Below are 23,247 nucleotides of genomic sequence, written 5' to 3'. Positions count from 1 at the left end.
ATAACTGGCCTCCTTAATATCTCACCGGAATAGTTGAGTTTTGTATATTTTGAGCAGCAAACTCATAATCTCGATTTTCGAGCAATAATTTGATACTCTTAGTTGCTAATTCTCTATTGGCCAGTGGTCCTATTGTAACGCCTTTTATCATGCTAAATGTTTGCTGCCTATCGGTCAATTCAACTTCAATATATGGAATGATATATCCCGCTTTTTCCCGAAATTTAATTTCAAATGGCTGTTTTGATTCTCGTGGGACTGCAAGCAGAAGTCGGTATTCATTCTCATAGGCAAACGCTGAATCTTTATAGAAATATCTTTCAATTGCAAGGCTATCTTTAATCCTTTGAATTGGATCTTTGACATTCTCGTTTGTCACCAACTCGCAAAACTCCCGTTCCAAATTTTTCGTAACATTCGGGGAATAATTTATGGGTCGTATCAAACAGCAGCATTCAAATTGTGTTGGAAAAAAATCTTCAAGATAGTTTTTGTTAAAGTGTAAGCAATAGCCATTGCCAGCGTAGTAATTCCACATTGGCAGACTGTCAGAATCTGCCGAAAAGCTCATCGTGTATACATCACATTTTTTGTGTTCCGAATGGTAAACACCATCGTCCTTTCCTCGATAAAGAGTAGGGTAATCCCGGGCGTCTTCAGGTACAATATCCAGAATTCTTTGGTATAATTCTTTGTTTAATTTCTTTTGCTCAAATAAATTTTTGCACGCAGCTTTTACGCGCTCAAATATTGCGGAACCTTCTGTCGTGTCGTTCAAGTAGTCTGCATGGGTAAGCCACAATACAATTTTTCCTTTTTGCAATATTCCTAAGAGTGCATTATTAGAAGTATAGTGATATACACATTCTCCGTCTAACTGTGGTAGGCTAAATTGAACCACAAATACATTCCTCCAATTCTTTCTTATATTGCTGCAACTTTGAATACAATTCAAATCGTTTCTTCGGCTGCTGCTCTTTCCAAGCAGCGGCTTCCGTTTTTGCGATCAGTTTTTCCAGCTTAACAATCCGCTCCTGCAAGGCAAGACGTTCATCAATGGACTGTCCCGCTGGGGCATTGGCCCGTTCCTCGCACAGCGCAATCTGCTCAATCAGCCCATCCCATATCGCGGAAAGCGAGTAGCCTTTGGCCGACAGCGTTAGCTCCTCTGATGGCATCCACGCCGTTCGGTAGAGCTTGCTATGGTAGAGGGCAAGCTGGCTGGTGTCTTCAAAGGTTAAGTGAAACACCAACTTATGTGGATTTTGCCGTGCGATGGCCTCCACGATCTTTGCGTCGAACTCCTGCTTTTTCAGCGAGATGGATAGCAGCAGAATCTCCTTGATTTCCGAGTCAGTGGTCAGGTTCAGATTATCTTTTGTCAGGCTGTTTTCAACAAAGATGCGGTCTACATCAGAAACAAATTTATCTTTCAGCGGTTTTGTCAGCGGGAGGTGCTTGTAGAACGCCTCCTTGGGCATCCGCCGATGCACCGCAGTCGCGGCAGGAAAGTCGATCATATCAGATCACCACCATAAAGCAAATCAGTTCGAAATCGTCCAGACCGGAGAAACCGCCGGAGAGGAATGTGGTCTGTCCGCCAGAGAAGAAACTGTCGATGTCCTCCTCGTCCTTAACGTCAATCACGGACAGGATCGCATCCTCCAACAGGTGGGACACCTTTCCCATGTTCCTGCCATCGTTGGTATCCCGGTTGAACCGGTCACATAGGTTTTTGTCCGGCACGGACTTTCCTTTGGCAAGGTGCCGCATGATATCCATCGTATCCTTGGGCTGGAGATGATTTGTAATAACTTCGCCGTCCATTCCAACATAAACCAGATAGAACGGGTGCAGGCGGTTCTGGCTCTCAATGCTGATCTGCTCGTTCACATTCTTCAGTACGAAGATTACACCCGGCTTTTCGCCCTTCACGACAGCATGGATGCCAAACGGGGCATGGTCAATATCGCCATGCTCCTTTCGGTAGGCCAGCAGGTCCATGCGAAACTCGTTCAGCCCCAGGTCCATGATAGATACGCCGGAATTCATGTCCTCCAGGTCAACAACTTCCTCTTGCAGACGCTTGAGCTGCTGCCGGCGGTACTCCAGATCGCCGGTTTCGTCCTGGTTGATGAGATCGTCATCACCGGTGGAGGTCATCACGGAAATGCGCATTCTGGTTTCCACACGGGATTTCAGGTTGATGTATTCGTCCAGATCAAGATCAGGCCAGAAGTTCACCAGCTGGATGTGGGTGTTCTTGCTGCCAATCCGGTCGATCCGTCCAAACCGCTGGATAATGCGGACCGGGTTCCAGTGGATGTCGTAGTTGATACAGTAGTCGCAGTCTTGGAGGTTCTGACCTTCGGAGATGCAGTCGGTAGCAATCAGAATATCAATCTCAGGGTCGTTGGGATAGAGAATAGCCTTATCCTTTGACTGGGGCGAGAAACAGGTAAGGATATGGTTCATGTTCGCCCTGAATTTTGGAATAGTCGTTTTCCCATCAATCGTACCAGTAACGAGGGCAGTATGTAGTCCCAGCTCTTTTTTGATAAGCAGAGCAAGATTATCATAGAGATATTCCGCAGTATCCGAGAATGCAGTGAAAATCAGTATTTTTTCGTTGCCCGGATTGATAGGAGCGGAAACCTTCTGGCGAATGATGCGGAGCAGCTCATTGAGCTTGAAATCGTACTGGGGCGTGATGTCTTCCACCATAGAGATCAGCAGCTGGAGGTTTTCAATGTCGGCGTCGATCTCCCGTTTCCAGGAGATATAGTCCATATCTCGCAGATCAATTTTGACTTTTTTACCAACGCTGAAGAAGTCGGTATTCTGATCGTCATAATCAAAATCCGATGCCGCGCCGGAGAGGTCCTGCATCTCGTCCAGGTTCCCGGTCCCGTTCGCCATAAACCGCTCAATCGTTTGAGATGTGCTGTGCAGATAGTCATAGATGCGGCGTATCGTCAACAGGAAAGAATGGACGGAGCTTTCCATCCGTTTCAGAAGGTTGATGCTCATCAGTCGCTTGACACCATACTCACGGCCCTTGCGGAACTCCTCGGTTTCTTCCTCATCCAAATACTTATGTAGCTTGCTGGCATGGATGTGGATGGTTGGCGTATAGATCGTCAGCTGCAATTTTTCCAGGCACTCAAACACTTCCCGATAGTTGATAGCTCCTTTCAAATCAGTCAGCTTTGGACGCAACGATACAGGCTTGTTTCGGGCAGGAAACGTACCTATATCTGCTGTATCGTAGTAGGTTTGAATGTGTTTTCTTGACCGGGCTATGGTTACACTGTCCAGAATTTCAAAGAAGTCAAAATCCAACTGGGCCAGGAGGGTTGCCGTTGTCCGCTGCTCACTGGGCAGCTTGCACCAAGCGTTGTAAACCTTTTGTGCCTGCCGAAAAATGGTATCAATATCGGATTTCGTATTCAGTTTTTCATTAAACTCTGAAGGATCGCCCTCATAGGCAAGGGCCAGTTGATTGCGCAAATCATTAAAACGATTATTGACCGGTGTAGCAGAGAGCATCAGCACCTTAGTTTTCACACCTGGTTTTATGATGCGGTTCATCAGCCGCTTGTAACGGTTCTCTTTCTCTGAATTCCCAGTTCCATTCCCGTTGCGGAAGTTGTGGCTTTCATCAATCACAACAAGGTCATAATTTCCCCAGTTGATGCGGTCAATGGGCAGTCCGATTGCGGTGCTGCCGCTCTCTCTGGAGAGATCGGTATGATAAAGGATATCGTACCGCAGGCGGTCAGCTGCCAGTGGATTGTTGATGAGGTTTCCACGATAAGTCATCCAGTTATCAGACAGTTTTTTCGGGCAGAGGACAAGGACGTTTTTGTTCCGGCCCTCGTAATATCTGATGACGGCCAAGGCGGTAAAAGTCTTGCCTAAGCCCACGCTGTCCGCAAGGATACAGCCGCTGTACTGCTCCAACTTATTGATAATCGCCAGTGCAGCGTCCCTTTGGAAATTGAACAGTTTATTCCATATCACACTATCCTTAAAGCCTGTTGCCTCATTGGGCAGCACATCCTCTGTAATGTCCTCCAAAAACTCACTGAAGATATTGTATAACGCCATAAAATAGACAAGCTCCGGGGAGTTTTCCTGATAAACAGCGGAGATCATTTCGATGACTTCCTCTGTTACATCGGAGAGCTTGTCCACATCGTTCCAGACCACATTGAATGTTCGCAGAAATTCCATACTGGCTGGATTTTCTATGCGGGTAATCATGTTAGTCAGGTTGTTACCACGTTCACAGCCCAAATCTACTGTTGTAAAAGTGTTCATGGGAAAATAGGTATAGGCGTCGTCCGATCCTTCCACCAAGAGGAAGTTATTCATCCCTTCGTGGGTTATATTGGACTTAAACTGTACCTTGCGACGCATCCACTCCGCACATTCTCGTGCCACGGCCTTTTGTTTCAGTTCATTCCGCAGGCGGACTTCAAACTCTGTGCCGTACAAACTTTTCTCCCGTTTCAGGCGGGGAATATAAAACTCCCGGCGTTCCTTTGGCGTTTTTTCCGCAACAAAGGTAGGGGAGGTAAAGATGAACCGCAATTCCTCACAAGCCTCCAGTTGGGTTTTCAGTTCTTGGTAGGCATATATGGAAAAGCAAGCTGCTGCAATATATATCCGGCTGCCGGACTGCAATTTCTTTTCCAGGTCGTCCTTTACCACTTTAGTGGTGTTATTGAATATGTCCATTGACGGAAATCTCCTTAAAACAAGATGGAGAATATAGGTAGAGGTTAGTACCAAAATGGTCAGATACCTTGCTATATATTTGCAAAATAGTTCTATTCAAAATTATATCAAAAACTAACTGCACTTTCAATACCTGGCCTGGACACTAATTTCTGCTCCGTAGCTTTCCGTGCCGAACACTGTTTGTTATGTCAGCTTAGCACTCGGAATTTTTCCTCGCTTACTTGTCAATGTTTTCTGGCCATACCTCAATCAAGGATGTGGTTTTTCTATTCAAGGGCAAGGTTTATGATCTCCAGTCCTTGCTTTTCAGCGTAGTCCACCGTATAGGCTGTCCCGCCGCTCTCTCTGTTGAGGTAGCAGACACACACGCTGCTGTGATCCACTAAATGGCGGTTTCGTTTGTGCATACAGCCCGGTGCATACTGCTGGGACGTATAGACAATCTTGTCGGCCTGGGCCTTGATGCGTTCATACTCCACCACATCTTCCAACCTCCACCCCTTTGTCTGCGTCAGGCATGGCAGAACAAGGATCAGTTTGATATGCGGATAACGCCCCTTTAGTATAAGTACAGTTTGGGCGGCGAGGGCATCCCAGCCACGGGCACCCCCAGCCCCATAAAATCGGATGCCCTTGTTGATCAGCCTGATAATCGTGTCCTCCAGCTTTGCAGCAAGTTCCTTTTGTCCCCATGCTGGCAATTCCCGGTGGCCGGTAAAGCAACAGGTTCTTCCCCTCATTCCATCCATATTTATATCCTCCTGTGGCCGTATTATATCATTGTATTGCTACAAATGGCAACTGTACTCCATAAATAAATCTGCTAAAAAATGATAACCTTTTAGCAGGAGGGGCAACGCTTATGGAAACACAATACCGGGAACAATACATTCGCTTTGGGCTGAAGGTTCAATATTACCGAAAATTGCAAGGGCTGACACAGGAAGCGTTTGCGGATAAAATCGGCAAGTCCTGGTCTTTTGTCGCAAAAATCGAAAGCCCTACGCGGGTCTTTGGTGTGTCGATGGAAACACTGTTCAAGATCGCAGAGGCGCTGGAAGTTCCCGCTTCAAAACTGTTTGAGGAATAAAAAAGCCTCCCTGGACTAACTGTTTCCAGTCAGTCCAGGGCAAAAAATTTCGTTCGGCGTTATCAGTAGGCAGGGGTTCCGTACCCATAAATCTCATAATGGCCTATAGCATAGCGGTTTTCCCGGCAGCTATCGCCGGAGTTGCCCTCTATGGTGTAGACCATCCCATTCTCCACTTTCTCCACGATGCCCACATGATCGGCAAGGCCATCCTGCGGACCGGACGATCCTTTTTCGTCCCAGTCAAAGTAGATGATGTCACCGGGGCGCGGCTCATAGCTGTTGTCCTGCCAGAGTCCCCGATCTTTGAACCAGTTCGAGCCGGTGACGCAGCCCGCAGTCCTGGGGATCACGCCAGCGTCCAGATACCCGCACTCGTTGGCACACCAACTGACAAAGCAGGCGCACCACTCTACGCGGGAGTTGAAGCCGTACCATGACCAATAGGGCTGGCCTCCCACGTTGCCGAGCTGTGAGAGTGCCACCACCACAATCTTCCCGTCGCCCACGCCGATACCGTATAGGGCGCTGCTCCACATACTGCGGTTTTCTTCAGCCAGTAATTCCGCAAGCTGCGCCCGCTGGTCAGCGGTGAAGTTGTAAGCGTCCGCCATTTCATCGACGGTCTTGTGGGTCACGGTGATATAGAGGGTCGTTGTCGTTACCTCAACTTCTTCCTCAATGATATTGCCCTCTCCATCGTCTGTTTCAACGGTTTGGGTGGTGGTGACGGTTTCGGTGCGGCTGCTTATCTCGTTCATGGCCCAAAATATCTCTTTCAACAACTCCTTTTTGCTGTCGTCCATCGTGGCGACTTCCTGGGGGTTGTCCGGGTCGGTGGTGGTCTTAACGGCGTATATCGCCAACACTTCCGGCCAGACAGCGCGGGAGCCGGACATTTCAAGTGCGTCATGGGTGGTGCTGCTCTTGATTTCTTCCAGCTTTCCCTCATATTCTTGATTTATCTCCCAGACAACGGTGGGCATGGTCTGTCCTGTGCCGCTATCCTCCCCGGAAAAGAAGATACCAAAGCAGGAGCCGACAATCAAACCTATCAGGCAGATAATCACAATGGCGAGAATGGCAATCCAGCCCCCAGCAGCAATAGCGGCCACAAGCGCCTTGACGGATGCGATCATGGCTTTTACCGTGGCGGAAACACCCTTTGCGGCGGCTTTCGCGGTGGCGGCGGCGGTCTTGGCCGTGGCACGGGCGGCGTGGGCGGTCATTTTTGCCGCCTTTGCGGTGGCCTGGGCCGTTTTCTGCGCCGCCTTTGCCGTGTGGTCTGCGGTCTTGATGACGGTTTTAGACGTGTGCTGGGCGGTTTTCACGATGCCCTTTGCGGTGCGCTGCGCCGTCTTGATCGTCCGCTGGGCGCTCTTGACGGTGCCCTTTGCGCCCCTGCCGGTGGCCTTTGCGGTCTGCCCCATAGCCTGGGCGGGCCGTTTCGCTGTTTTTATAGGCGTTTCCACGGTGCTGACCGCTGTTTCCACCCGCCGGGGCGCTTTAACTGCGTCCTGGGGCTTTACCTGCGGTGGCCGGTTAGAGTGAACAGCCCGGGGTTTCACCTGCCGTTTCCGCTCGGCCCACTTTGCGGCCTGCTTCTTGGCAAAAGTCCGCCCACGCTCCACAATAGAACTTGCGGTATCAACAGGGCGCTCAACGTCAGCGCGGGCCGGGGGCCGCTCCGCTGTGCGCTCATACCGGGGGAGGGGCTGTCGCTCCGGGACTGTCCCGGTTCGCTGGCGTGGGAGCCGTCTATCTTGGGTGGGGCCGGTGCCCTGCCGGGGGAGCTGCCCATCCCTGGGCGGGGCGGTGCGCTGGCGCGGGAGCCGTCTCTCCGGGGATGTTCCGCTGTTCCGCTGCGGGGGCTGGCCCTCCGGGGCCGCACCCTGGGGCGGTTCGGAGGTGGGGGCCTGTTCGGTGGGGGTGGTGTTTTCCCGGCGTTTCTCCGCCGCCCGCTTCTCCCGCTGGCGCTGGAACAGGTTCCGGCCCTGGCGTACCGCCGTTTTGGTGCCGGACACGGCCACATTCGCCGTATCATGGGTCAAATCATCGGCGGCAAACTCCACCTTATCCTCGGCGTACTCGCTGGGGGTGGCCTGCCGGTCGTCCATCAGCGCCGCAGCGTTCCGCTTGGAGCGGATAAAGGCGCTTTTCATGCGCTGGCCCACCACAGCGGATTTGTCCAACACTTTAATGTCCTTGCCCTTTTCACGGGTCTTGATCTTGCTCATGGCTGCTCACCCGCCCGTCTTTTCATCCAGCGGTGTTTCATCTCGGCGGGGGCCACATAGTAATCCCTGCGGCGCTGGCCCGTCCACTCCCGGCCCCCGGCCACGCCGTCAAAGGCAAAGCCAGCGGCCCGCAGGGACGCTCCACTCTCCGATGCCAGCGTATAGGTGACAATGCGCTCATAGCCCATATTAAAACCAATCCGACAACAGGCCCCATAGAGCTTGGAACAGGCGTTGCCCGTCCCATCCGTACAGCAGCGCAGGATTTCAAGGGTCAGTCCATCGTCCAGATACCGGGCAACAGGACGGCCACAAATGGCAACGCCGCATAGATCGTTCCCGTCGTAGCAGGCCACGGCAAACTTGCCGCCAACGGGCGGGATGCTGTGGCGGTGATACCGGCTTACATAGTCCCTTGCGGCCCGCAGGTGACAGGGCTTAATTTTCAGTGGCATTTTCACACCTCCATACATGGAAAAGGGGGACAGGCATTAAGCCCGTCCCCCGGAAAAGCGGCCCTCACCGGGCCGGGTGGTCATCAAGCGGTACAACTCCGTATTGGAGGGGAAACGGTTGACAAAGGGCACCAGGGCGGAGCCGTACTTGATTAGCCCACACCCGGCGGGGGCGTTGGTGATGTGCCCCATCTGTTCCTCGGAGATGTTCAGCAAACGGGCCAGCTTCTCCCGGTCGCTTGCCGCCTGGTTCAGCATGACAATAAACTCGGAGTTGGATAGCATGGTACTGGCCTGAACGGAGTCCAGAAGATACTCCACATTCTGCGTGATGGCGGTGGGGTAGGCGTTGCGCTTGCGGAACTGCCGCCATGCGGAGTTGAAAAAGGCGGCGGAAAACTCGTTCTCAAACATCACATGGAACTCGTCGATAAAGACGTGGGTGCGCTTGCCTTTCTTCCAGTTCAGCGTGACGCGGTTGAGCATGGTGTCGGTAATGACGAGGTGGCCGATGGGCTTCAACTGTTCGCCCAGGCCGTGAATGTCGAACACCACCACCCGCTTGTCCAAGTCAACGGTGCTTTCATGGCCGAAAATGTCAAGGGAGCCGGTGGTGAACAGCTCCAGGGCCAGGGCGATCTCCTTTGCCATGTTCTCCGGCTGTTCCATCAGCTTCTCCCGGAGGGTCGCCAGGGTGGGGACGGTGCCGTTCTGTTCCGCTTCCTCGTACACCGCCGCCGTACAGCGGTCAATGATGGATTTCTGCTTGGCCCCCACGCCGTTGGGGTCAATGCGCTCCACCAGCGACATGATAAACTGCGACTTCACCACGATGGGGTTGTTCTCGCCGTAGCCGTCCACCATATACATGGCGTTCAAGCGGTCTTTCCCGCCAGCGGCCACCCGAACAACGCTCCCCAGGCCGTCCATCGCTTCAATGAGGGGGGCGTACTCGCCCTCCGGGTCTGCTATGAGAATATCATCGTCCGTGTTAAGGATCAGGAACGCGATTTCCTCCTTGACACTGAACGACTTGCCGGAGCCGGGGACGCCCAGCCTGAAAGACGACTGATTGAGCAGGTTGGCCTTGTTGCACATGATAAGGTTGTGGGAAATGGCGTTCTCCCCGAAGTAGATGCCACCCCTGTCCATGATCTCCTGCACCTTAAAGGGCATGAATACGGCAAGGCTCTCGGTGGTCAGGGTACGGAAGGCGTCGATCTTCCGGGTGCCGATGGGCAGGACGGTGTTCAAGCCGTCGATCTGCTGGTACTTCAAAACGGCCAACTGGCATCGCCCGGACAGGGAGCGTATTTTTTCCGTATCGCTGTCAAGTTGCTGCTTGGTGTCGGCGGTGATGACCAGCGTGAGGACGGCCTGCATCATCCGCTGGTCGCGGGTGGTGAGGTCGGCCAGAAATTCCTTGCTCTCCTTGCGCTGCAACTCCATGTCGTAGGGGACAATGGCGGAGAAGTTGTTGTTCTGATTCTGGCGGCGCTGCCAGTTTGTTATATTGGTTTCTACCCCCAGCAGACGGTTCTCCACCTCCCGCACGGCTTCATCCGTGGGCACGGAGAGAATGTCAATGGACAACATCATATTGCGGTTCAGGTCGGTCAGATTCGCCACAATCTCGTCCTGGATATAGTTGGCGTAGTCCTTCAGGAACAACACCCGGCAATAGCGGTCGCCCAGCTTCAGGTAGTCGCTGTGCTTCTCAATACCGTCCGGGCAGATATAGTCCTTGAAGTCGTGACCTTTCCGGGCCATATCCGCCATGTCGAAGTGAAAACTGCCCTCGTCCCCGGCCCGGTAGAAGTCGTGGAGAATACGCAGCCGGTCAGCGGCGTCCAGCTCCACGCACTTGGAGCCAAGGGCGGCAAAGCGGGCGGTCAGGTCGGCCCCGATCCGAGTGAAGTAGGCGCGGGCGTCCTCAATGTCCCGCTTGTAGACGGTCACGGTGACATACTTCTCCTGAACGATGCCGTTGGCCCCGGTCGCCTTGTCAATGAGCATTTGGTTATACTCCTTGCGGTACTTGTCCAGGCCATCCCCGCGCATGGACATAAGGACAGACTGCTCAAAGTCCGCTTGGCTCTGACGGCGGTTGCAAATGGTCAGCTTGGTGGTGGCGGTGCTGTCCAGGCCGTTCAGCAGCTCCGAGTAGGCCAGGAACATGGTTTCCTTGTCCTCCCGGCTTGCCACCTTGTAATTGATGTCGGTGAAACGGTAGGTCTTGGAGAACTTGATACCCACCTTGAAAATGCCGTCCGGCCAGACGCATTGAATGGGTATCACGTCCTGCACCCTGCGGGGGATGCGGTACGGTTCCCGATCCTGCCGCATGATGGTTTTGATGCTCTTAATCATGGCGCTTGTATTCCTCCTTTTCCCGCTTTTCCAGGCTGGACTTCAAAAGGTCGTAGTACAGCGTGGACGATTCAAAGCGGAGTTCTCTCGGTTCCAGCACCTCCGAGCGCAGCCACGCCCAAATGAATTGCTCCGCTGTCATGCCGTGGTAGGTGAAGAAGCCCAGGGCGGCAAAGGGGGCCGCGCCCACAATGCACATCCAGGACACGGGTTCCGTGCCAACATAGGGTTTCAGCAGAAAATACAGCCCCACGGCCACAGCCACCGCCAGGGCAGAAAAAATGAGCTGCCGCAGGGACAGCCCGAAAAACATACTCTCCGTGTAATTGCGGATTTCACGGTTGATTTTGACTTCCAAAATAAGACCTCCTATCGCTCCATCCCGCTCTTTTTCCTGGGCGGTTTCTGCTGGGAGGGGTAGGGGATAAATTCTTCCTCTCCCTCGATCATGCTAAACTCCGAGCGCAGAAACGGATGGGTTTCCAGCTTTTGATACTGACGGATCATATCAATCGCCCGTTCTCTTGTGGCGGTGCTGCCCTCCATTCGTCCGTCCTTGAACACATAAAATCGTTTCATTCCGGCCTCCTTTACAAGCCCATCATTTCCCGCACAACATGGTCGGACATTTTGACGCTGCCCACCAAAATGAGCATATTGAACACCAATTCTCCGATATAGCTCCATACCATGGAAGCCGCCGCCGCGTCCGGGTCAACGGTGGGCGGGGAGCTGGCAAACACGGAGAAGATGATGCAGGCCAGCACAATGACGGCCCCCTCCAGACAAACGGCGGCGTAGCTTTTCAAGAAGCTCTTGCCCACGTTCTGGCTGGGTTCCCCTGCAAAGCTGGACAGGGGGATGGGAGCCAGCGCAGCGTACATATACATTTTGAAAAAACGCCCGTAGACGCTCAAAATCATGACAAAAGACAGCACCCAAATGAACAGCCCGCCGATCAGCGTCACCGCCCATAAGGGGATGCTCTCAAAAAAGCCGCAGTCCTCAATGGCCGTCACGATCTCATCGGGCAGGACGGTGGAGTTGGGAGCGCCGAAGCCCGCCGCGTTCATAATGGTGGACACCACGCCCTGGATGATGCTCAAAAGGGCCAGCATCAGCTCCATGCCGTGGGTGATAAGGGCCTTTGCCAGCGCAAAGCGGACGAACAGTTTAATAGCGTGTTCCGGCTTTTTGACCTCCACAAAGCTGCCGCAGGTCTTGACCACGCCCACCACAAAGAACAGCACCAGCAGGGCGTAGCCGATGGCTTGGAGCGCCCCGTGGATGTCCGATACCACGTTCCAGATCGCGCCGCCCTTGAAGTCCTGGGGCGACTGTGTGATAAGCTGCCATATCTCGCTCAATTTGCCGTTCCAGACCTCCAAAGCGTTCTCTAAATTCTGGACTACCCAATTATCCGACACGCAAAGCACCTCCTTTTAGGGGCAGGCCCATCTTGTGAGCCTGCCCCCGTGTCAATGGATAATGAGTGCTTATGCGCCGGTGATAAGGGTCAAAATCTCCTTGGCGAAAGTAATGATAACGCCGCCCGCCAGGGTCAGGAAGCCGTTGGAACGCTGGGACGGGTCGTGGCTCTGGAGGGAGAGGCCCACTTGGACGATGCCCCAGCCCAGCAGGATCAGGCCCACGGCCCGGATCAGGCCGAAGATAAACTCGGACAGGTTGTTGATAACGGTGAGAGGGTCGCCGCCCGCAACAGGAGCGGCAAGGGCCGTCATGGTACAGCAGCCCATCAGGGCCACCGCCGCTACCAGGGAGCAGTACCAGCGGTAGCCCCGCTTCACCTTGTCGGGCATGGGCAGGCGGTTCTCATTCTTCTTGTCGTTCTTCTTGAAAATGTTCATTGTGTGTTACCTCCATGATTTTTGATATAGTCCTCCAATTCTTCCTCGGTGAGAAGAATGAAGTGGTGTTCTCCGGCAACATCCAGTTCCGCCGCCTGCTTCAGCAGTTCCGGGTCGATCTGGATGGATGCGATGCTGTGGATGTCCTCCCCGTGCCGGTACGGTTCGGCTCCGCCGTCTGTGGTCAGCTTCACATTGGGGTGTTTCAGAATGTCGTACTTGAAGTCCTGGATGGGCCGCTCCCCGCGAATAAAAAGAAGCGCGTACTGGTTGTCCAGCATACGCACTTCATCCGGCATAAGCAATTCGCGGCCCGCTAACTGCCAGTTGGTGGAGTAGCTGCCGCTCCGCCCTCTGGACTGTCCATAGGTGTTCGTGTCGATGGTTTCTTTCCCCAGCAGCTTGGAAACGTACTCGTGCGTCGCCTGCTCATTCCCACCGAGATAGATAAACTCATCACAGTTGCCCACGATGCTCTCCCACTGTTTCTCAAAGAGGGCCTTGAGCTGGGCGAGGTTCTGGATGATGATGCTCACGGAGATCTCCCGGCTCCGCATGGTAGCCAGCAGCTTGTCAAATTCATCAGGCAAGGCAACATTCGCAAATTCGTCCATGACGAAATGGACATGGACGGGCAATCTGCCGCCGTGTACCACGTCCGCCTGATAGTAAAGCTGCTGAAATAGCTGGGTGTAGAGCATACCCACGATGAAGTTAAAGCTGGAGTCATTGTCGGGGATAACGGCAAAGATGGCTGTCTTTCTCTCACCCAGGCTCCATAGCTCCATCTCGTCCGTCTGCGTCATACCGGCCAGCGATTCCAGATTGAATTTCTCCAACCGGGACACCAGCGTGATTTGGATGGATTTCAGGGTCTTGCCGCTGCCGGAGCGGTAATTGCGGTAGTATTTCAGGGCGATATGCTCCGGGTTCCGCATTTCCAGGCGGTCAAACAGCTCATCCAGCGGCGATTGAAACTCGTCGTTGTCCTCCCGGACTTCTCCGGCCCGTATCATCTCCATGACCATTGGGAAGTTCTGTTCATCGGGCGGGGCCTCATAATGGAGATAGAACACCAGCGCCAGCAGAAGCATTTGCGCCGCCTGATCCCAAAACGGGTCTTGGCTCTGACTGCCCTTTGGCGTGGTGTTCTTGAACAGGTTCGTCACCAGCCGCTGGATGTCGTTGTCGCTGCGGAGGTAGACAAAGGGGTTGTAACAGTAGCTTTTCTCCATGTTGATAAGGTCGATCACCTTAATGTCGTAGCCCTTGGCTTTCAACAGGTTCCCGGTGTCCCGCAGCAGTTCCCCTTTTGGGTCAAGGCACACAAAGCTGGTGTTGGCGTTCATAATGTTGGGTTTTGCAAAAAATCTCGTCTTGCCCGCGCCGGAGCCGCCGCACACCAAAATGTTGAGATTGCGCCGGTGTTTGCGTCCGTCCAGCCCGATAGCCACATTCTGCGTCAGTATCTTGTTCTCGGTCACTTTCCTGTCGGCGTACTTCTTCCTGACGGCCTGGGCTGTACCCCACTTGGCGGAGCCGTGTTCCTCCCGCCTGCGGTAGTTGCGGTCGGTGGAGAGGTAAATACCAATACCCAGCCCGTAGCACAGCAGAAAAACGAGGACAGTTTTCAGGCTGTCCCCGCACAGTACGATGTGGAACGGGTCATTCAGCGCCGCGCCGCCGTGCTGCACCAGCCCCAGCAGACCGCCGCCCACATAGGGGGCCAGCAGCAGGGCCAGCCAGACCACGGGGATGATACCGCAGGCGTAGAGGGTCAGGTGGGTCTTGGAAAACTTATCTTGCCTCACGGTCAGCCCTCCTTTTCTGGCGTTTGGTGGGGGCGTCAATGACTTTGAGAATAAGGCCGTCCAAATCCTCGGTGGGCTTGCCATCCCGGATGGCGTCGTTGCGGAAGTCGGTCAGGCCTACCACCATAAGCCGCTGCTCGTAGTCGTTCAGCGTGACCACACGTTTTTCATCACGCATAGAGCGCCCTCCTTACCTCGCGCCGCCGTCCCGGTTTTTCTGCGCTTTCTCCTGTGCGGCAAATAGCCGGTTCATGTCGGCGGTGATGCTGCCAGCCACGTCCCGCATGACGCTCACCTCGGCCCGGAGCGCCTTGGCGTCCATCATGGCGTAGCTCTCCGGCAGGCGGTCAAAGGAAAAGCCCTCCACCGACACGCCGTTGCGCTTGCACAGCATATAGGACACGCTGTACGCCGTGAAGTCGGGACTTTCACAGGCGATACCGCCCCTGTCCATGTGGGCGCGGGCCAACTCCTGGGCCAGTCCCCGGAAGATGGTGGGGGCGTCCAGCCCTTGCCGCACATAGATCACGTTGCTCTCGGCGTGATAGGCCATGTTGAGGCCCTCCGGCAGTTCATTGGAGATAGAGAAGCGGCAGGGGGCGTTGTTCATCAGGGCTTTCAGCAGAAGCCGCTCATCACGGGCCACGGCGGGGGCGGGCCGCTGTTCGGCCCTGGTCTGCGAAATGTCAAAGACCTTTTTCACATTGTAAGACACGCCCCTGCTGCCATCGTCCTTTTTGTACTCCTTGCCCGGTTCCAGGATGGTGATGGCGTCCTGGCCCCGCTTGACGTACACCCCGTCGGCCTTCCAGGTGTCGAAGTCGGCCAGCTTGGTGGCCTCCGGGCATTGGGCGGCGATCAGGATGGCGTTGCTCACGGAGTAGAGGTCAAAGCGGGCCTGCACATCCAGATAGCCTTGGAACACGCCGCCGTCCATGCCCATGTCGTGAACGTAGCTGTCGATCATGGCGTAGACGCTCTCACGCTCCGCCTGCTTTTTCGCCGCCCATGCGTCCTTATTAAATTCCTCCTGCGGGGCGGGCTGGCCGGTAAACAGATCATCATAATTCGGCATCGTTATCGCTCCTTTAATCGTTTGGGTTTATACTTTCGCGGGGCCTTGTGTTTCGGCCCCTTGGTGGGCTTGGACTGCTCCTTACCCTTCGCCGCCTTTTCTTTCAGTTCCGCTTTAATGTCGTTCAACGTCTGCCGGACGGAGGGGCGGGAACGCTCCTGCGGATCAGAAGTACCCGGTGCGGTTGGCTCTTTGGGCTTTGAGGTAGGCCCGGACTGACGGGATTTCTCGTTCCGGGCTTCGGTGGGGCTTTCGGTCTGTCCTTCCTCCCTGGTGGGGGACACACCCAGCACCGCCTCCAAAAACTCGTCCTTGTCCTGTTCGGGGGCGGTGCGCTCCGGGGCGGACAGTTCTTCCCCCGGCTCCGGGGCCGGGGAGAACATGGCGTCCAGCAGATCGTCCACCTCCTGCTCGGACATAGGCTCCGCCGCCGCTGGCGCTTCCGGGGCGTCGCTCTGCTGCTCCTGTCGGCTCCGCTCGATCTCGCTCCTGACCTCGGCCATATCCACCGCAGCCAGATTAAACCGCTCAAAAATGCGGTTGATCTTGCTGGCGTCCTCGGCCCGCACCATAATGTCGGTCAGCCCGTCCGTGGCGTCCCGGTCTTTCAGGACGCAGTAGAGGACGCCGTACTTCTTGGCCTCCCGGCAAAAAAGCTGGAGGTCGCTGTCCTTTACGGCGAACACCTTCAACTCCTTGCCGCTGCGGAGCATATTGGTCAGCCGGGTCTTGCCCTTGGTTTTCTTCTGCTCCCGCAGAATGGCGTACAAGAGGATGGCAAGCTGCTTGGCACCCTCACCGGCCAGCTTCACCGCCACCTCACCTGTTTCCAGGGACAGCCTCACGACCTGCTCCGCCGCGTCGCCTGAATAGCTCATGCTGTGTCAGCTCCTTTCTTTCGGTTTCCTTTTGCTTCACCAGCCGTCCCAGGTTCTCCTTGACCTGCCCGGAACGCTGGGCGATGCCGTCACATAAGACCACCTCCTTTCGTGCCGCCCTGATACGGCTGGACAGGGCGCTGATCTTCTGCTTCACCTCGTCCACGGCTTTGGGGTCGCCTTGCCGGTTGAGCCGCCGCAGCTCCTTACGGAGTTCTTGCCGCTGGGCGGTCAGGGCGTCGATCTCCGCCGATGCCGTTTCCCGGTGGGCGGTCAGCTCCCCGATGGTGCTGATGTGCTGTTTTCCCAAAAACCGGGTTTCCGCGTCCAGCCTGTCCAGCTTGGCGATGTCCTTACGCAGTAAAAAAGACACCCGCTTGACGGATGCCGGTCGTTTGACGATGATGTGCAATTCATAGCAGTAGCGGAAGTACAGCGCCCGCAGGCCGGTGACTTTCTTCCGGGGCTTGCCCCGTACCCGATAACGCCGGGGCGGACGATGCACCACCTCTGGGAATGGGACTTGCTTTTGGAGATTCTGCAAAATGCGCTCCTTGATCTGCTCCAGCGAGTAGCCCTCACCCAGCTTGTGGAAACGGAAATACCCGCCCGCATCTGGCGGTTTCAAGGCCGGATATTTCAGGGGTTTGCCGCCCTTACCTCTTGTTTTGAGCTGGTAGCCCATCTCACCCATTACCCGCAGGAAGTCGCGCTCGGTGGTGGAGGCAAGGATGGCACGGTCAATGTCCGCCCGGATGGTGCCCCGGTGGGTGGGCTTGCCGTTCTGCTCGGCCCGCCATTCGGCGTAGTGCTTGGCCCGCCCGCCGGGGTTCTCTATCACGGAGATGGCATACTCCCGGCAAAGCCGGTCTGACACCTCCCGCATACGGGCGTAATCGGCGGGCGTGTTGTCAAATTTCAGCCCATCCGCAAAAGAAACGGAGTTCAGGACAAAGTGATTATGATAATGGCCGGTGTTACAGTGGGTCGCCACCACCACCTCAAAACGGTCGCCCCATAGCTCCTGCGCCAGCTTGACGCCGATCTCATGGGCGGTTTCCGCTGTGACCTCATTGGCCTTGAAGGACTGATAGCCGTGGAAACAGACACGGCCCCCCATTTTGTCCCGACCCGATATTCGCTGCCATAGCTTTTTCGTTTCAATAAATTGATGAGCGGCGGTTTCTTCCTCACAGTTCAGGCAGGACACATAGGAGCGGCGCTCAGTTTTCATGTCATTGGCGGCATACTCCAGCACATCGCCAACAGCGTGTAGGGACGCCAGTTCCTCATAGCTGCCCTCGGTGGTCTTTTCCGGGTTCCGGGCGTAGTTTATCACCCTGTCCACGCGCCCCTTGATGGGCCAGATAGAGGTCACGGCCATATCAGTCTGGCATGGTGTAGGAGTCCACAATCAGTTTCTCGACCGTGCGGAGGTCGGCCACATCCTTGCGGAGTTGGGGCACATCCAGCAGGCCGATGGAGTTGGCCCGCTTCAAAATCTGATTGAGGTTGCTCCCCACGCGCCGCACCTCCTGGATCAGCGCGGGCACATCGGCGGTCGGCCCGTCCTTGACCTCTTTACCGGCAACAGCCGCACGGATGAAGCCCTCCCGCGAGAGGTGGGACTTGCGGATTTTTTTCGTCAGCGCGTCCAGCTCGTCCTTGGAAAAATAGACGACGACGCGGCAGTTCCGTTTTCTCAAAATGAAACGCTCCTTTCTGGAAAGTCGGTTGTAAATGCGGGGTCATAGGGGCGGCAAGCCCCTGTCAAGCTGTCTTTGCTGTAGCAAAGACGTTGCTTGTTAAGACAATACCGCCCTCTGCGCCTGTGGCGCGGGAGAACGGTCGGGGTAGGTTCAAGCCCGGTCGGATTCCCCTTTGGCGGGGCGGGCCGCAAGCCAGAACTCCCGCTTGGCCTGCATATATTCGTCATAGGCAAGCTGGCGGTTGATGCGGTTGAGCCACGCCCACTCCGCTGGGGAAACATGGCGGGCAGGCTGGGGAGGGGGCTTACCCTGCGGCGGTTTGCTCTGCATAGAAAAAACACCTCCTTTTTTCAGCAGGTGACGGCACTTTTGCCGTCATGGTCATTTGCAGACAAAAAAGTGACGGCATTTTTGCCGTCACATGAAGCTATCCAGAAAGCCCATGATGGCATCGTCTGTCCCATCGTCGCCCCCTGGCTCTGTTTGCATGGGCTGAACAGGCAGTTGTTTCAAGGCGGCAAGTTCTTCCCGGATGGTGTTTTGGACGATCTCTCGGATACGGCTGGTTAGCTCTGCTTGGTTGATGATGGACAGCACAGCCTTGTTCATGGACGCCGGGTTCAGCCCTTGCAGATACTCCCACGCTTGCCTGTCCTCCGGGCGGTCAAGATCAAAGCGGAGGGTCATCTTTTTACGTTGCATGAACACCGCCGCCTTTGCGGAGGGCCATCTCGCACAGGTGCTCATAGCCCTTGGCCGTGGCACAAATATCCTCGTAGATGGTCACGCGGTCTGCGTCATACTCGCCAAAGTTGCGGATCAGGCAGCTCCCGCCGCCCAGCACATGGAGCCGCATAAGGGCCGGGTTATACTCGCGCTCACGCAAAATGCGGAAGATTTCACGCACATATCCTGCGGCGGTTTCCCGGATGGTGGTCAGGTAGTCCCCCTGAATATCCGCTGTACCGAACCGCAGCACACGGTTGATGATGGAATCGTCCACCGTCGCATGGTGGGTCCGCATGACGTTCTCCCGGACGGCCAGCATACATTGATGGGTTCCGTACTTTTCTGTGAACATTCGATCTGCGGCGGGCCTGCGGTCGTTGATAAACATGATGTTCATGGTGCCGTTGCCAATGTCGCACAGCATATTCACGCCCTGAAAATCCCTGATCTGGCTGGCTACCGCCGCAAAGCCCTGGGGGAACACGTCGGCCCCGGCGATCTCCACCCGGTAGGGCTTTCCACGAAACGTAAAGCGCACCTCCCGGCTCCGTATGAGGTACGCCTTGAAGTCCTCCCTCTGTTGGCTCACCCAGGTAAGAGGCAAGCCCACCGCAAGCCGCACTGTGGCGGAGGTCAGTCCATGCACGTTCAGCTCACGGGCGATAGCGGCCAGGGTGAGGATATAGTAATCGTCGTCCCCGGTCTTATCGGCGGTAAACTCCTTGTGACCCGTTCCGATCAGGTAGTACCGCCCGCCGTACACCAGCAGCTCGTCCTTAAATACCGGCTCGGTGTCGTAAGCGGTCAGCCCTGCCGGGAAACAGCAGTTGGCGGTCTTGATGTTGCCATAGCCGTTGTCGATGCCGATGATCTTCGTGCCCTGGTATTCCTTCACCGGCTCCAGTCCTCCTTTCGCTGTGTCAGCCCCAGCTTCCGCTGGAGCAGCTCGTTCACGTCTTTTCCACCGGTGGGCGGCTGGTCTAATACCTTGTAGCGGTCTTGCAAGCCGCCCATAATGCCCGCCGCCGCACCCCGGCCCACCTCGTCATTGTCCAGGTGGAGTTGCAGGGTGTGGATGTTGGGATGCTCCTGAAGATACCGGCTGAGAGCGATAGGCACCACATTCTCCCTCTTGGTCTGATAGACGCCAGCCAGGGAGAGCAGGCTGTCCTTTTGCCAGTCCCATCCCCGCCCCAACATCAGGGTGGCATAACTCAACAGGTCAATGGCGGATTCAAACAAGTGGAGCCTGCCCGACTCTTGGGGTGCGGAGATAGAGAAGGAGTAGTGCTTGTCGCTGCCCGTAACCTCACCCTTGAAGTTTCCCAGCGTTCCCCGCAGGGCGGCGTAGCGCATTTGGCCCTCCCGGTCATACCCAGCGAACAGGGCGTTGTGATACTGCTTTGTTTCAAAGAGCAGCCGGTGTTCCAGGCAGTAGTCCAGAACGACCGGGTGAATGCCGCGCCCCATAAGATAGTTCAGCACCACGTCTTTATTGTCGTTTAACTCCGGCATGAGAAGTTTTCGGGGTGGGGCAGGTTTGGGAGCGGCATGAGAAACGGGCGGCAATACTGCCGCCCGTCCGACGAGTGTTTCCACCGCCTGGGTAAACGAAAAGCCCTGGACTTTGATGAGATAGTCCAGGGCCGTCTTGCCGCCGATCCCACGGGAAAACCAATTCCATTTCCCGTTGCTGATTTTCAGGCTGTCATGCTCACGGGTGCAATAGGTGCTGCCACCGACATGGACAAGCTGATGGGGGTCAAAGCGTTGAAGGTAGGTCAGCAGGTCAAGCTCCTTGGCTTGGGTGATCTGTTCCGGCGTGACATAGCCCATCTACCGTCCCTCCCGCTGGCCCTTTTCCTTTTCAGCCCGTATCACGGCGTCGGCGCGGGCCTCGATCACATCCCGCAAGTCCTCCATGTGGTGGGTTTCCGTCTTGTTCCACTCCTTGTAAACGTCCGCCAGCGGGGTCTTGGAGCGCAGCAGTGCCCTGGCTTGGGCGTCCGGCAGCTCCAGCGCAGACATCTCCATCACGATGTCCTCACGGACGGTGTACTCGGCGGCGTGGTTCAGGATTTCGCCGGGGGGCTGGCCCATCAGCCACTTGCGATACTGTTCCTGTTCGGCGCTCATCCGCTGGTACAGCTTGGTCAGCAGATCGGGGTTCGCCATATTCATCAGCTCCTTTTTCAGATAGTAATAGCCGGGGGGATTTTTGAAAATCTCCCCAGCTATGTACGGTTCCTGACAAAATACCTTCCCGGCGGAGTAAACCTCCATCCGTATCGCCCATGAGATAAATTTTATATCCACTGGTATGTAGTGGGCGGCGCTGGCTAATTGCCAGCGCCGCCCTTGTCATATGATGCCCGCATTTTTGAGATATTCTGCGCTTATTATACAGCGCATATATCGGCGCGGCAAATGTGCGATTGGGTTCATCGCTCCCGGTCAGTGCCGTCCCGGTCAGGGGCTTCCGCGCCCGGTTCCCCGTCCACGATTTCATTTTCCTTCTTGTCCAGATGAAGCAAGGCGTTAAGTTCAGTCAGGCGGGCCGACTTTGTTTTCAGCTCGTCCTCCTGGGGAAACGGTTTCTCCACCTCGATCTTTGCGCTGGCAAGCTGGGCTTCATAGGTGGCGAGGTCATTCTGCGCGGAAGTGAGGTTGCCCTCAAAATCATTGAGCACATTGTCGAGCCGCTGGATGTTGCCAAAAATATCCGCACCCAGGGTAACGCTATGGTTATGGGCACCTGTCAGGCCCACCTTGTACTGATTAAAAAGCGGCTCAAAAGAGAGCGTCATTTCAAAGCCCCGATACTGGCCCAGGGGAACGCACGCGCTGTCCGTTAGGGTCTTGCAAACTTCAAGGATAGCGGTGCCCGCTGCCTTTTTCTCGGCATAGGTCACGCCTACCACCACCATTGGAGAGAAGCCGTCCTGATTGGGGTGGGTGTTTGCGTCCCGGATGGCTATATCCTCCTGGGCATTCTTGATTCGCCCTTTGGCGATGGCGATTGCCTGGGGAAAGTATTTAACGATGTTGTCTTCCAGCGAATACTTCTGGCTCAAATGGTTGGCTTTCAGGAGTTTGAGCCGCTGCACATCAATGTCCAAATCCATCTTCTCTTTGATATGGGGATTGCCCGTACACAGGGCTTTGATCTCGGCGTAGGACAGGGCGGTTTCATCAATGTCCTCGACAGAGCGGGCCGGGGATTTGCTGGTCATAATTTGGCCGATAAACTTCTGCTTACCCTCCACCAACTGGTAGAGATAGCTGTCAAAAGTGTTCTCGGTGACGTAGGTGTAAATGTCCACCTCGTCGTTCTCATTCTTCTGCCGGATGATGCGGCCTTCACGCTGCTGTAAATCGCTGGGCCTCCACGGGCAATCCAAATGGTGAAGCGCGACCAACTTGTGCTGGACGTTGGTGCCCGCCCCCATCTTCTGTGTGGAGCCGATCAGCACCCGTATCTGGCCGGAACGCACCTTGCCGAACAGTTCTTTTTTCTTCGCTTCTGTATTGGCGTCATGGATATAGGCTATTTCTTCGGTTGGTATGCCCTTGGCAATCAGCTTGTCCCGCAAGTCGTCATACACATTCTGAAACACAGCCATTTCAAAGGTGCCCTGTTCTTTCTGCACCATTTCGATAGGACGTCCCTTGCCGGGAGTAGACAGGTCACAAAACACCATTTGCGTTGAACACTGATCCGCCGTGTTCTGCCATATTTCAAAGACGTTTTCTGCACAGGCGTTAATTTTGCTGGTATCGCTGTCCGGGAGCATAGGGTTCAAGAGCCGCTGGTCAAGGGCCAGCTTGCGCCCATCGTTGGTAATGAGCAGCATATTGTCCACGGTGCTGTCCACTTCTTTGTTGCGTACCTTTTCAGCACGTTCCGCAAGTCCCCCCACCATCTCCTTTTGCAGTTTGGAGGGTTTCAGGGAGATATTGTGATAGATGGCCTTGGGAACGGGGAGTTTGAGCATATCTGCCGTCTGGATGTCCGCCACCTCTTTGAACATAGCCATCAGTTCCGGGAGGTTATGGAACTTGGCAAACCGGGTCTTGGCCCGGTAGCCGGTGCCCTCCGGGGCCAACTCTATAGCGGTGACAGTTTCCCCAAACGTGGACGCCCAGGCGTCAAAGTGCAAAAGACCTTGACGACGGAGCGTTTCATACTGCAAATACTTCTGCATGGTATGAGGTAAGCACCACATGGGCACTCCCTCCCGAACCGTGCGGGCACCTCTCGATGCACACGGCTCTCCGT

At 55.2% G+C, this 23,247-nt stretch carries 22 protein-coding genes and 2 pseudogenes; 1 reads left to right on the top strand and 23 read right to left on the bottom strand.

Annotated features, from left to right (window positions below):
- Window positions 1-13: 13 nt before the first annotated feature.
- The 4 genes from D1646_RS23995 to D1646_RS15195 all read right to left on the bottom strand — a co-directional run bounded on the left by D1646_RS23995 (window position 14) and on the right by D1646_RS15195 (window position 5,495).
- Window positions 14-901: a DUF2971 domain-containing protein gene (locus D1646_RS23995; protein ID WP_160637283.1), complete on the bottom strand. Its 888-nt coding sequence runs from the start codon at window positions 899-901 to the stop codon at window positions 14-16.
- On the bottom strand, window positions 888-1,520 hold the full coding sequence (locus tag D1646_RS15205) for a DUF4391 domain-containing protein (protein ID WP_160637282.1): 633 nt from the start codon (window positions 1,518-1,520) through the stop codon (window positions 888-890). The genes D1646_RS23995 and D1646_RS15205 overlap by 14 nt, the downstream gene beginning before the upstream one ends.
- Window position 1,521: 1 nt before the next feature.
- Window positions 1,522-4,743: a helicase-related protein gene (locus tag D1646_RS15200; protein ID WP_160637281.1), complete on the bottom strand. Its 3,222-nt coding sequence runs from the start codon at window positions 4,741-4,743 to the stop codon at window positions 1,522-1,524.
- 269 nt (window positions 4,744-5,012) lie between these two features.
- The gene (locus tag D1646_RS15195) at window positions 5,013-5,495 is read right to left on the bottom strand and encodes an SLOG family protein (protein WP_347565229.1); all 483 of its coding nucleotides are present in this window, start codon (window positions 5,493-5,495) and stop codon (window positions 5,013-5,015) included.
- A gap of 113 nt (window positions 5,496-5,608) precedes the next feature.
- On the opposite strand from D1646_RS15195, the gene D1646_RS15190 reads away from it, so the two are divergent.
- Window positions 5,609-5,836: a helix-turn-helix transcriptional regulator gene (locus D1646_RS15190; RefSeq protein WP_160637280.1), complete on the top strand. Its 228-nt coding sequence runs from the start codon at window positions 5,609-5,611 to the stop codon at window positions 5,834-5,836.
- A gap of 62 nt (window positions 5,837-5,898) precedes the next feature.
- Here D1646_RS15190 and D1646_RS22755 read toward each other — a convergent pair whose 3' ends face one another.
- From D1646_RS22755 to D1646_RS15095, 19 genes and pseudogenes are all read right to left on the bottom strand, one after another.
- Entirely contained in the window at window positions 5,899-8,073 is a 2,175-nt protein-coding gene (locus D1646_RS22755) for a CHAP domain-containing protein (RefSeq protein WP_201754707.1), read from the bottom strand.
- Complete coding sequence (locus D1646_RS15180; RefSeq protein WP_160637279.1) at window positions 8,070-8,528, bottom strand: XF1762 family protein; 459 nt, start codon at window positions 8,526-8,528, stop codon at window positions 8,070-8,072. The genes D1646_RS22755 and D1646_RS15180 overlap by 4 nt, the downstream gene beginning before the upstream one ends.
- Window positions 8,529-8,564: 36 nt before the next feature.
- Window positions 8,565-10,898, bottom strand: coding sequence for a VirB4-like conjugal transfer ATPase, CD1110 family (locus tag D1646_RS15175; RefSeq protein ID WP_160637278.1), 2,334 nt, complete (start codon window positions 10,896-10,898; stop codon window positions 8,565-8,567).
- Complete coding sequence (locus D1646_RS15170; protein WP_160637277.1) at window positions 10,891-11,256, bottom strand: PrgI family protein; 366 nt, start codon at window positions 11,254-11,256, stop codon at window positions 10,891-10,893. The genes D1646_RS15175 and D1646_RS15170 overlap by 8 nt, the downstream gene beginning before the upstream one ends.
- 11 nt (window positions 11,257-11,267) lie before the next feature.
- Window positions 11,268-11,477, bottom strand: a complete 210-nt coding sequence (locus D1646_RS15165; RefSeq protein WP_160637276.1) for a hypothetical protein — start codon at window positions 11,475-11,477, stop codon at window positions 11,268-11,270.
- Window positions 11,478-11,488: 11 nt separating this feature from the next.
- Window positions 11,489-12,325, bottom strand: coding sequence for a hypothetical protein (locus D1646_RS15160; RefSeq protein WP_160637275.1), 837 nt, complete (start codon window positions 12,323-12,325; stop codon window positions 11,489-11,491).
- 69 nt (window positions 12,326-12,394) lie between these two features.
- Window positions 12,395-12,766 carry a glutamyl-tRNA amidotransferase gene (locus D1646_RS15155; protein WP_160637274.1) on the bottom strand — a complete coding sequence of 124 codons (372 nt, stop codon included), beginning with the start codon at window positions 12,764-12,766 and terminating at the stop codon, window positions 12,395-12,397.
- Complete coding sequence (locus tag D1646_RS15150) at window positions 12,763-14,577, bottom strand: VirD4-like conjugal transfer protein, CD1115 family (RefSeq protein ID WP_160637273.1); 1,815 nt, start codon at window positions 14,575-14,577, stop codon at window positions 12,763-12,765. Before D1646_RS15150 ends, D1646_RS15155 begins: the two co-directional genes overlap by 4 nt.
- Window positions 14,564-14,755 (bottom strand): hypothetical protein, encoded by a 192-nt coding sequence (locus tag D1646_RS15145; RefSeq protein WP_160637272.1) that lies wholly within the window; start codon window positions 14,753-14,755, stop codon window positions 14,564-14,566. The genes D1646_RS15150 and D1646_RS15145 overlap by 14 nt, the downstream gene beginning before the upstream one ends.
- Before the next feature lie 12 nt (window positions 14,756-14,767).
- Complete coding sequence (locus D1646_RS15140) at window positions 14,768-15,652, bottom strand: hypothetical protein (protein WP_160637271.1); 885 nt, start codon at window positions 15,650-15,652, stop codon at window positions 14,768-14,770.
- A 2-nt stretch (window positions 15,653-15,654) separates the two neighbouring features.
- Entirely contained in the window at window positions 15,655-16,530 is an 876-nt protein-coding gene (locus D1646_RS15135; RefSeq protein ID WP_160637270.1) for a PcfB family protein, read from the bottom strand.
- Entirely contained in the window at window positions 16,472-17,869 is a 1,398-nt protein-coding gene (locus D1646_RS15130; RefSeq protein WP_347565228.1) for a relaxase/mobilization nuclease domain-containing protein, read from the bottom strand. The genes D1646_RS15135 and D1646_RS15130 overlap by 59 nt, the downstream gene beginning before the upstream one ends.
- A 46-nt stretch (window positions 17,870-17,915) precedes the next feature.
- Window positions 17,916-18,236 carry a plasmid mobilization relaxosome protein MobC gene (locus tag D1646_RS15125; protein ID WP_160637268.1) on the bottom strand — a complete coding sequence of 107 codons (321 nt, stop codon included), beginning with the start codon at window positions 18,234-18,236 and terminating at the stop codon, window positions 17,916-17,918.
- Between the two features lie 153 nt (window positions 18,237-18,389).
- Window positions 18,390-18,569: a hypothetical protein gene (locus tag D1646_RS15120; protein ID WP_160637267.1), complete on the bottom strand. Its 180-nt coding sequence runs from the start codon at window positions 18,567-18,569 to the stop codon at window positions 18,390-18,392.
- Between the two features lie 87 nt (window positions 18,570-18,656).
- On the bottom strand, window positions 18,657-18,941 hold the full coding sequence (locus tag D1646_RS15115) for a hypothetical protein (protein ID WP_160637266.1): 285 nt from the start codon (window positions 18,939-18,941) through the stop codon (window positions 18,657-18,659).
- The gene (locus D1646_RS15110) at window positions 18,931-19,863 is read right to left on the bottom strand and encodes a ParM/StbA family protein (protein WP_160637265.1); all 933 of its coding nucleotides are present in this window, start codon (window positions 19,861-19,863) and stop codon (window positions 18,931-18,933) included. The genes D1646_RS15115 and D1646_RS15110 overlap by 11 nt, the downstream gene beginning before the upstream one ends.
- The gene (locus tag D1646_RS15105; protein ID WP_160637264.1) at window positions 19,860-20,804 is read right to left on the bottom strand and encodes a DUF3991 domain-containing protein; all 945 of its coding nucleotides are present in this window, start codon (window positions 20,802-20,804) and stop codon (window positions 19,860-19,862) included. The genes D1646_RS15110 and D1646_RS15105 overlap by 4 nt, the downstream gene beginning before the upstream one ends.
- 24 nt (window positions 20,805-20,828) lie before the next feature.
- Window positions 20,829-21,143 (bottom strand): annotated as a pseudogene (locus D1646_RS15100) (DUF3848 domain-containing protein); the annotation flags it as partial.
- 266 nt (window positions 21,144-21,409) lie between these two features.
- Window positions 21,410-23,179: pseudogene (locus D1646_RS15095) on the bottom strand (helicase-related protein); the annotation flags it as partial.
- Window positions 23,180-23,247 lie beyond the last annotated feature (68 nt).

This window comes from Pseudoflavonifractor sp. 60, from assembly GCF_009911645.1.
In the GTDB taxonomy this organism is placed as follows: Bacteria; Bacillota; Clostridia; order Oscillospirales; family Oscillospiraceae; genus Lawsonibacter.
This window is presented reverse-complemented; position numbering and strand designations above follow the sequence as displayed.

Bases quoted from the DNA above. Each gene is read 5' to 3' on its own strand.
- D1646_RS15205 (WP_160637282.1), bottom strand. From the start codon at position 1,520: ATGATCGACTTTCCTGCCGCGACTGCGGTGCATCGGCGGATGCCCAAG.
- D1646_RS15200 (WP_160637281.1), bottom strand. From the start codon at position 4,743: ATGGACATATTCAATAACACCACTAAAGTGGTAAAGGACGACCTGGAA.
- D1646_RS15195 (WP_347565229.1), bottom strand. From the start codon at position 5,495: ATGGATGGAATGAGGGGAAGAACCTGTTGCTTTACCGGCCACCGGGAA.
- D1646_RS15190 (WP_160637280.1), top strand. From the start codon at position 5,609: ATGGAAACACAATACCGGGAACAATACATTCGCTTTGGGCTGAAGGTT.
- D1646_RS22755 (WP_201754707.1), bottom strand. From the start codon at position 8,073: ATGAGCAAGATCAAGACCCGTGAAAAGGGCAAGGACATTAAAGTGTTG.
- D1646_RS15180 (WP_160637279.1), bottom strand. From the start codon at position 8,528: ATGCCACTGAAAATTAAGCCCTGTCACCTGCGGGCCGCAAGGGACTAT.
- D1646_RS15175 (WP_160637278.1), bottom strand. From the start codon at position 10,898: ATGATTAAGAGCATCAAAACCATCATGCGGCAGGATCGGGAACCGTAC.
- D1646_RS15165 (WP_160637276.1), bottom strand. From the start codon at position 11,477: ATGAAACGATTTTATGTGTTCAAGGACGGACGAATGGAGGGCAGCACC.
- D1646_RS15155 (WP_160637274.1), bottom strand. From the start codon at position 12,766: ATGAACATTTTCAAGAAGAACGACAAGAAGAATGAGAACCGCCTGCCC.
- D1646_RS15145 (WP_160637272.1), bottom strand. From the start codon at position 14,755: ATGCGTGATGAAAAACGTGTGGTCACGCTGAACGACTACGAGCAGCGG.
- D1646_RS15140 (WP_160637271.1), bottom strand. From the start codon at position 15,652: ATGCCGAATTATGATGATCTGTTTACCGGCCAGCCCGCCCCGCAGGAG.
- D1646_RS15135 (WP_160637270.1), bottom strand. From the start codon at position 16,530: ATGAGCTATTCAGGCGACGCGGCGGAGCAGGTCGTGAGGCTGTCCCTG.
- D1646_RS15120 (WP_160637267.1), bottom strand. From the start codon at position 18,569: ATGCAGAGCAAACCGCCGCAGGGTAAGCCCCCTCCCCAGCCTGCCCGC.
- D1646_RS15115 (WP_160637266.1), bottom strand. From the start codon at position 18,941: ATGCAACGTAAAAAGATGACCCTCCGCTTTGATCTTGACCGCCCGGAG.
- D1646_RS15105 (WP_160637264.1), bottom strand. From the start codon at position 20,804: ATGGGCTATGTCACGCCGGAACAGATCACCCAAGCCAAGGAGCTTGAC.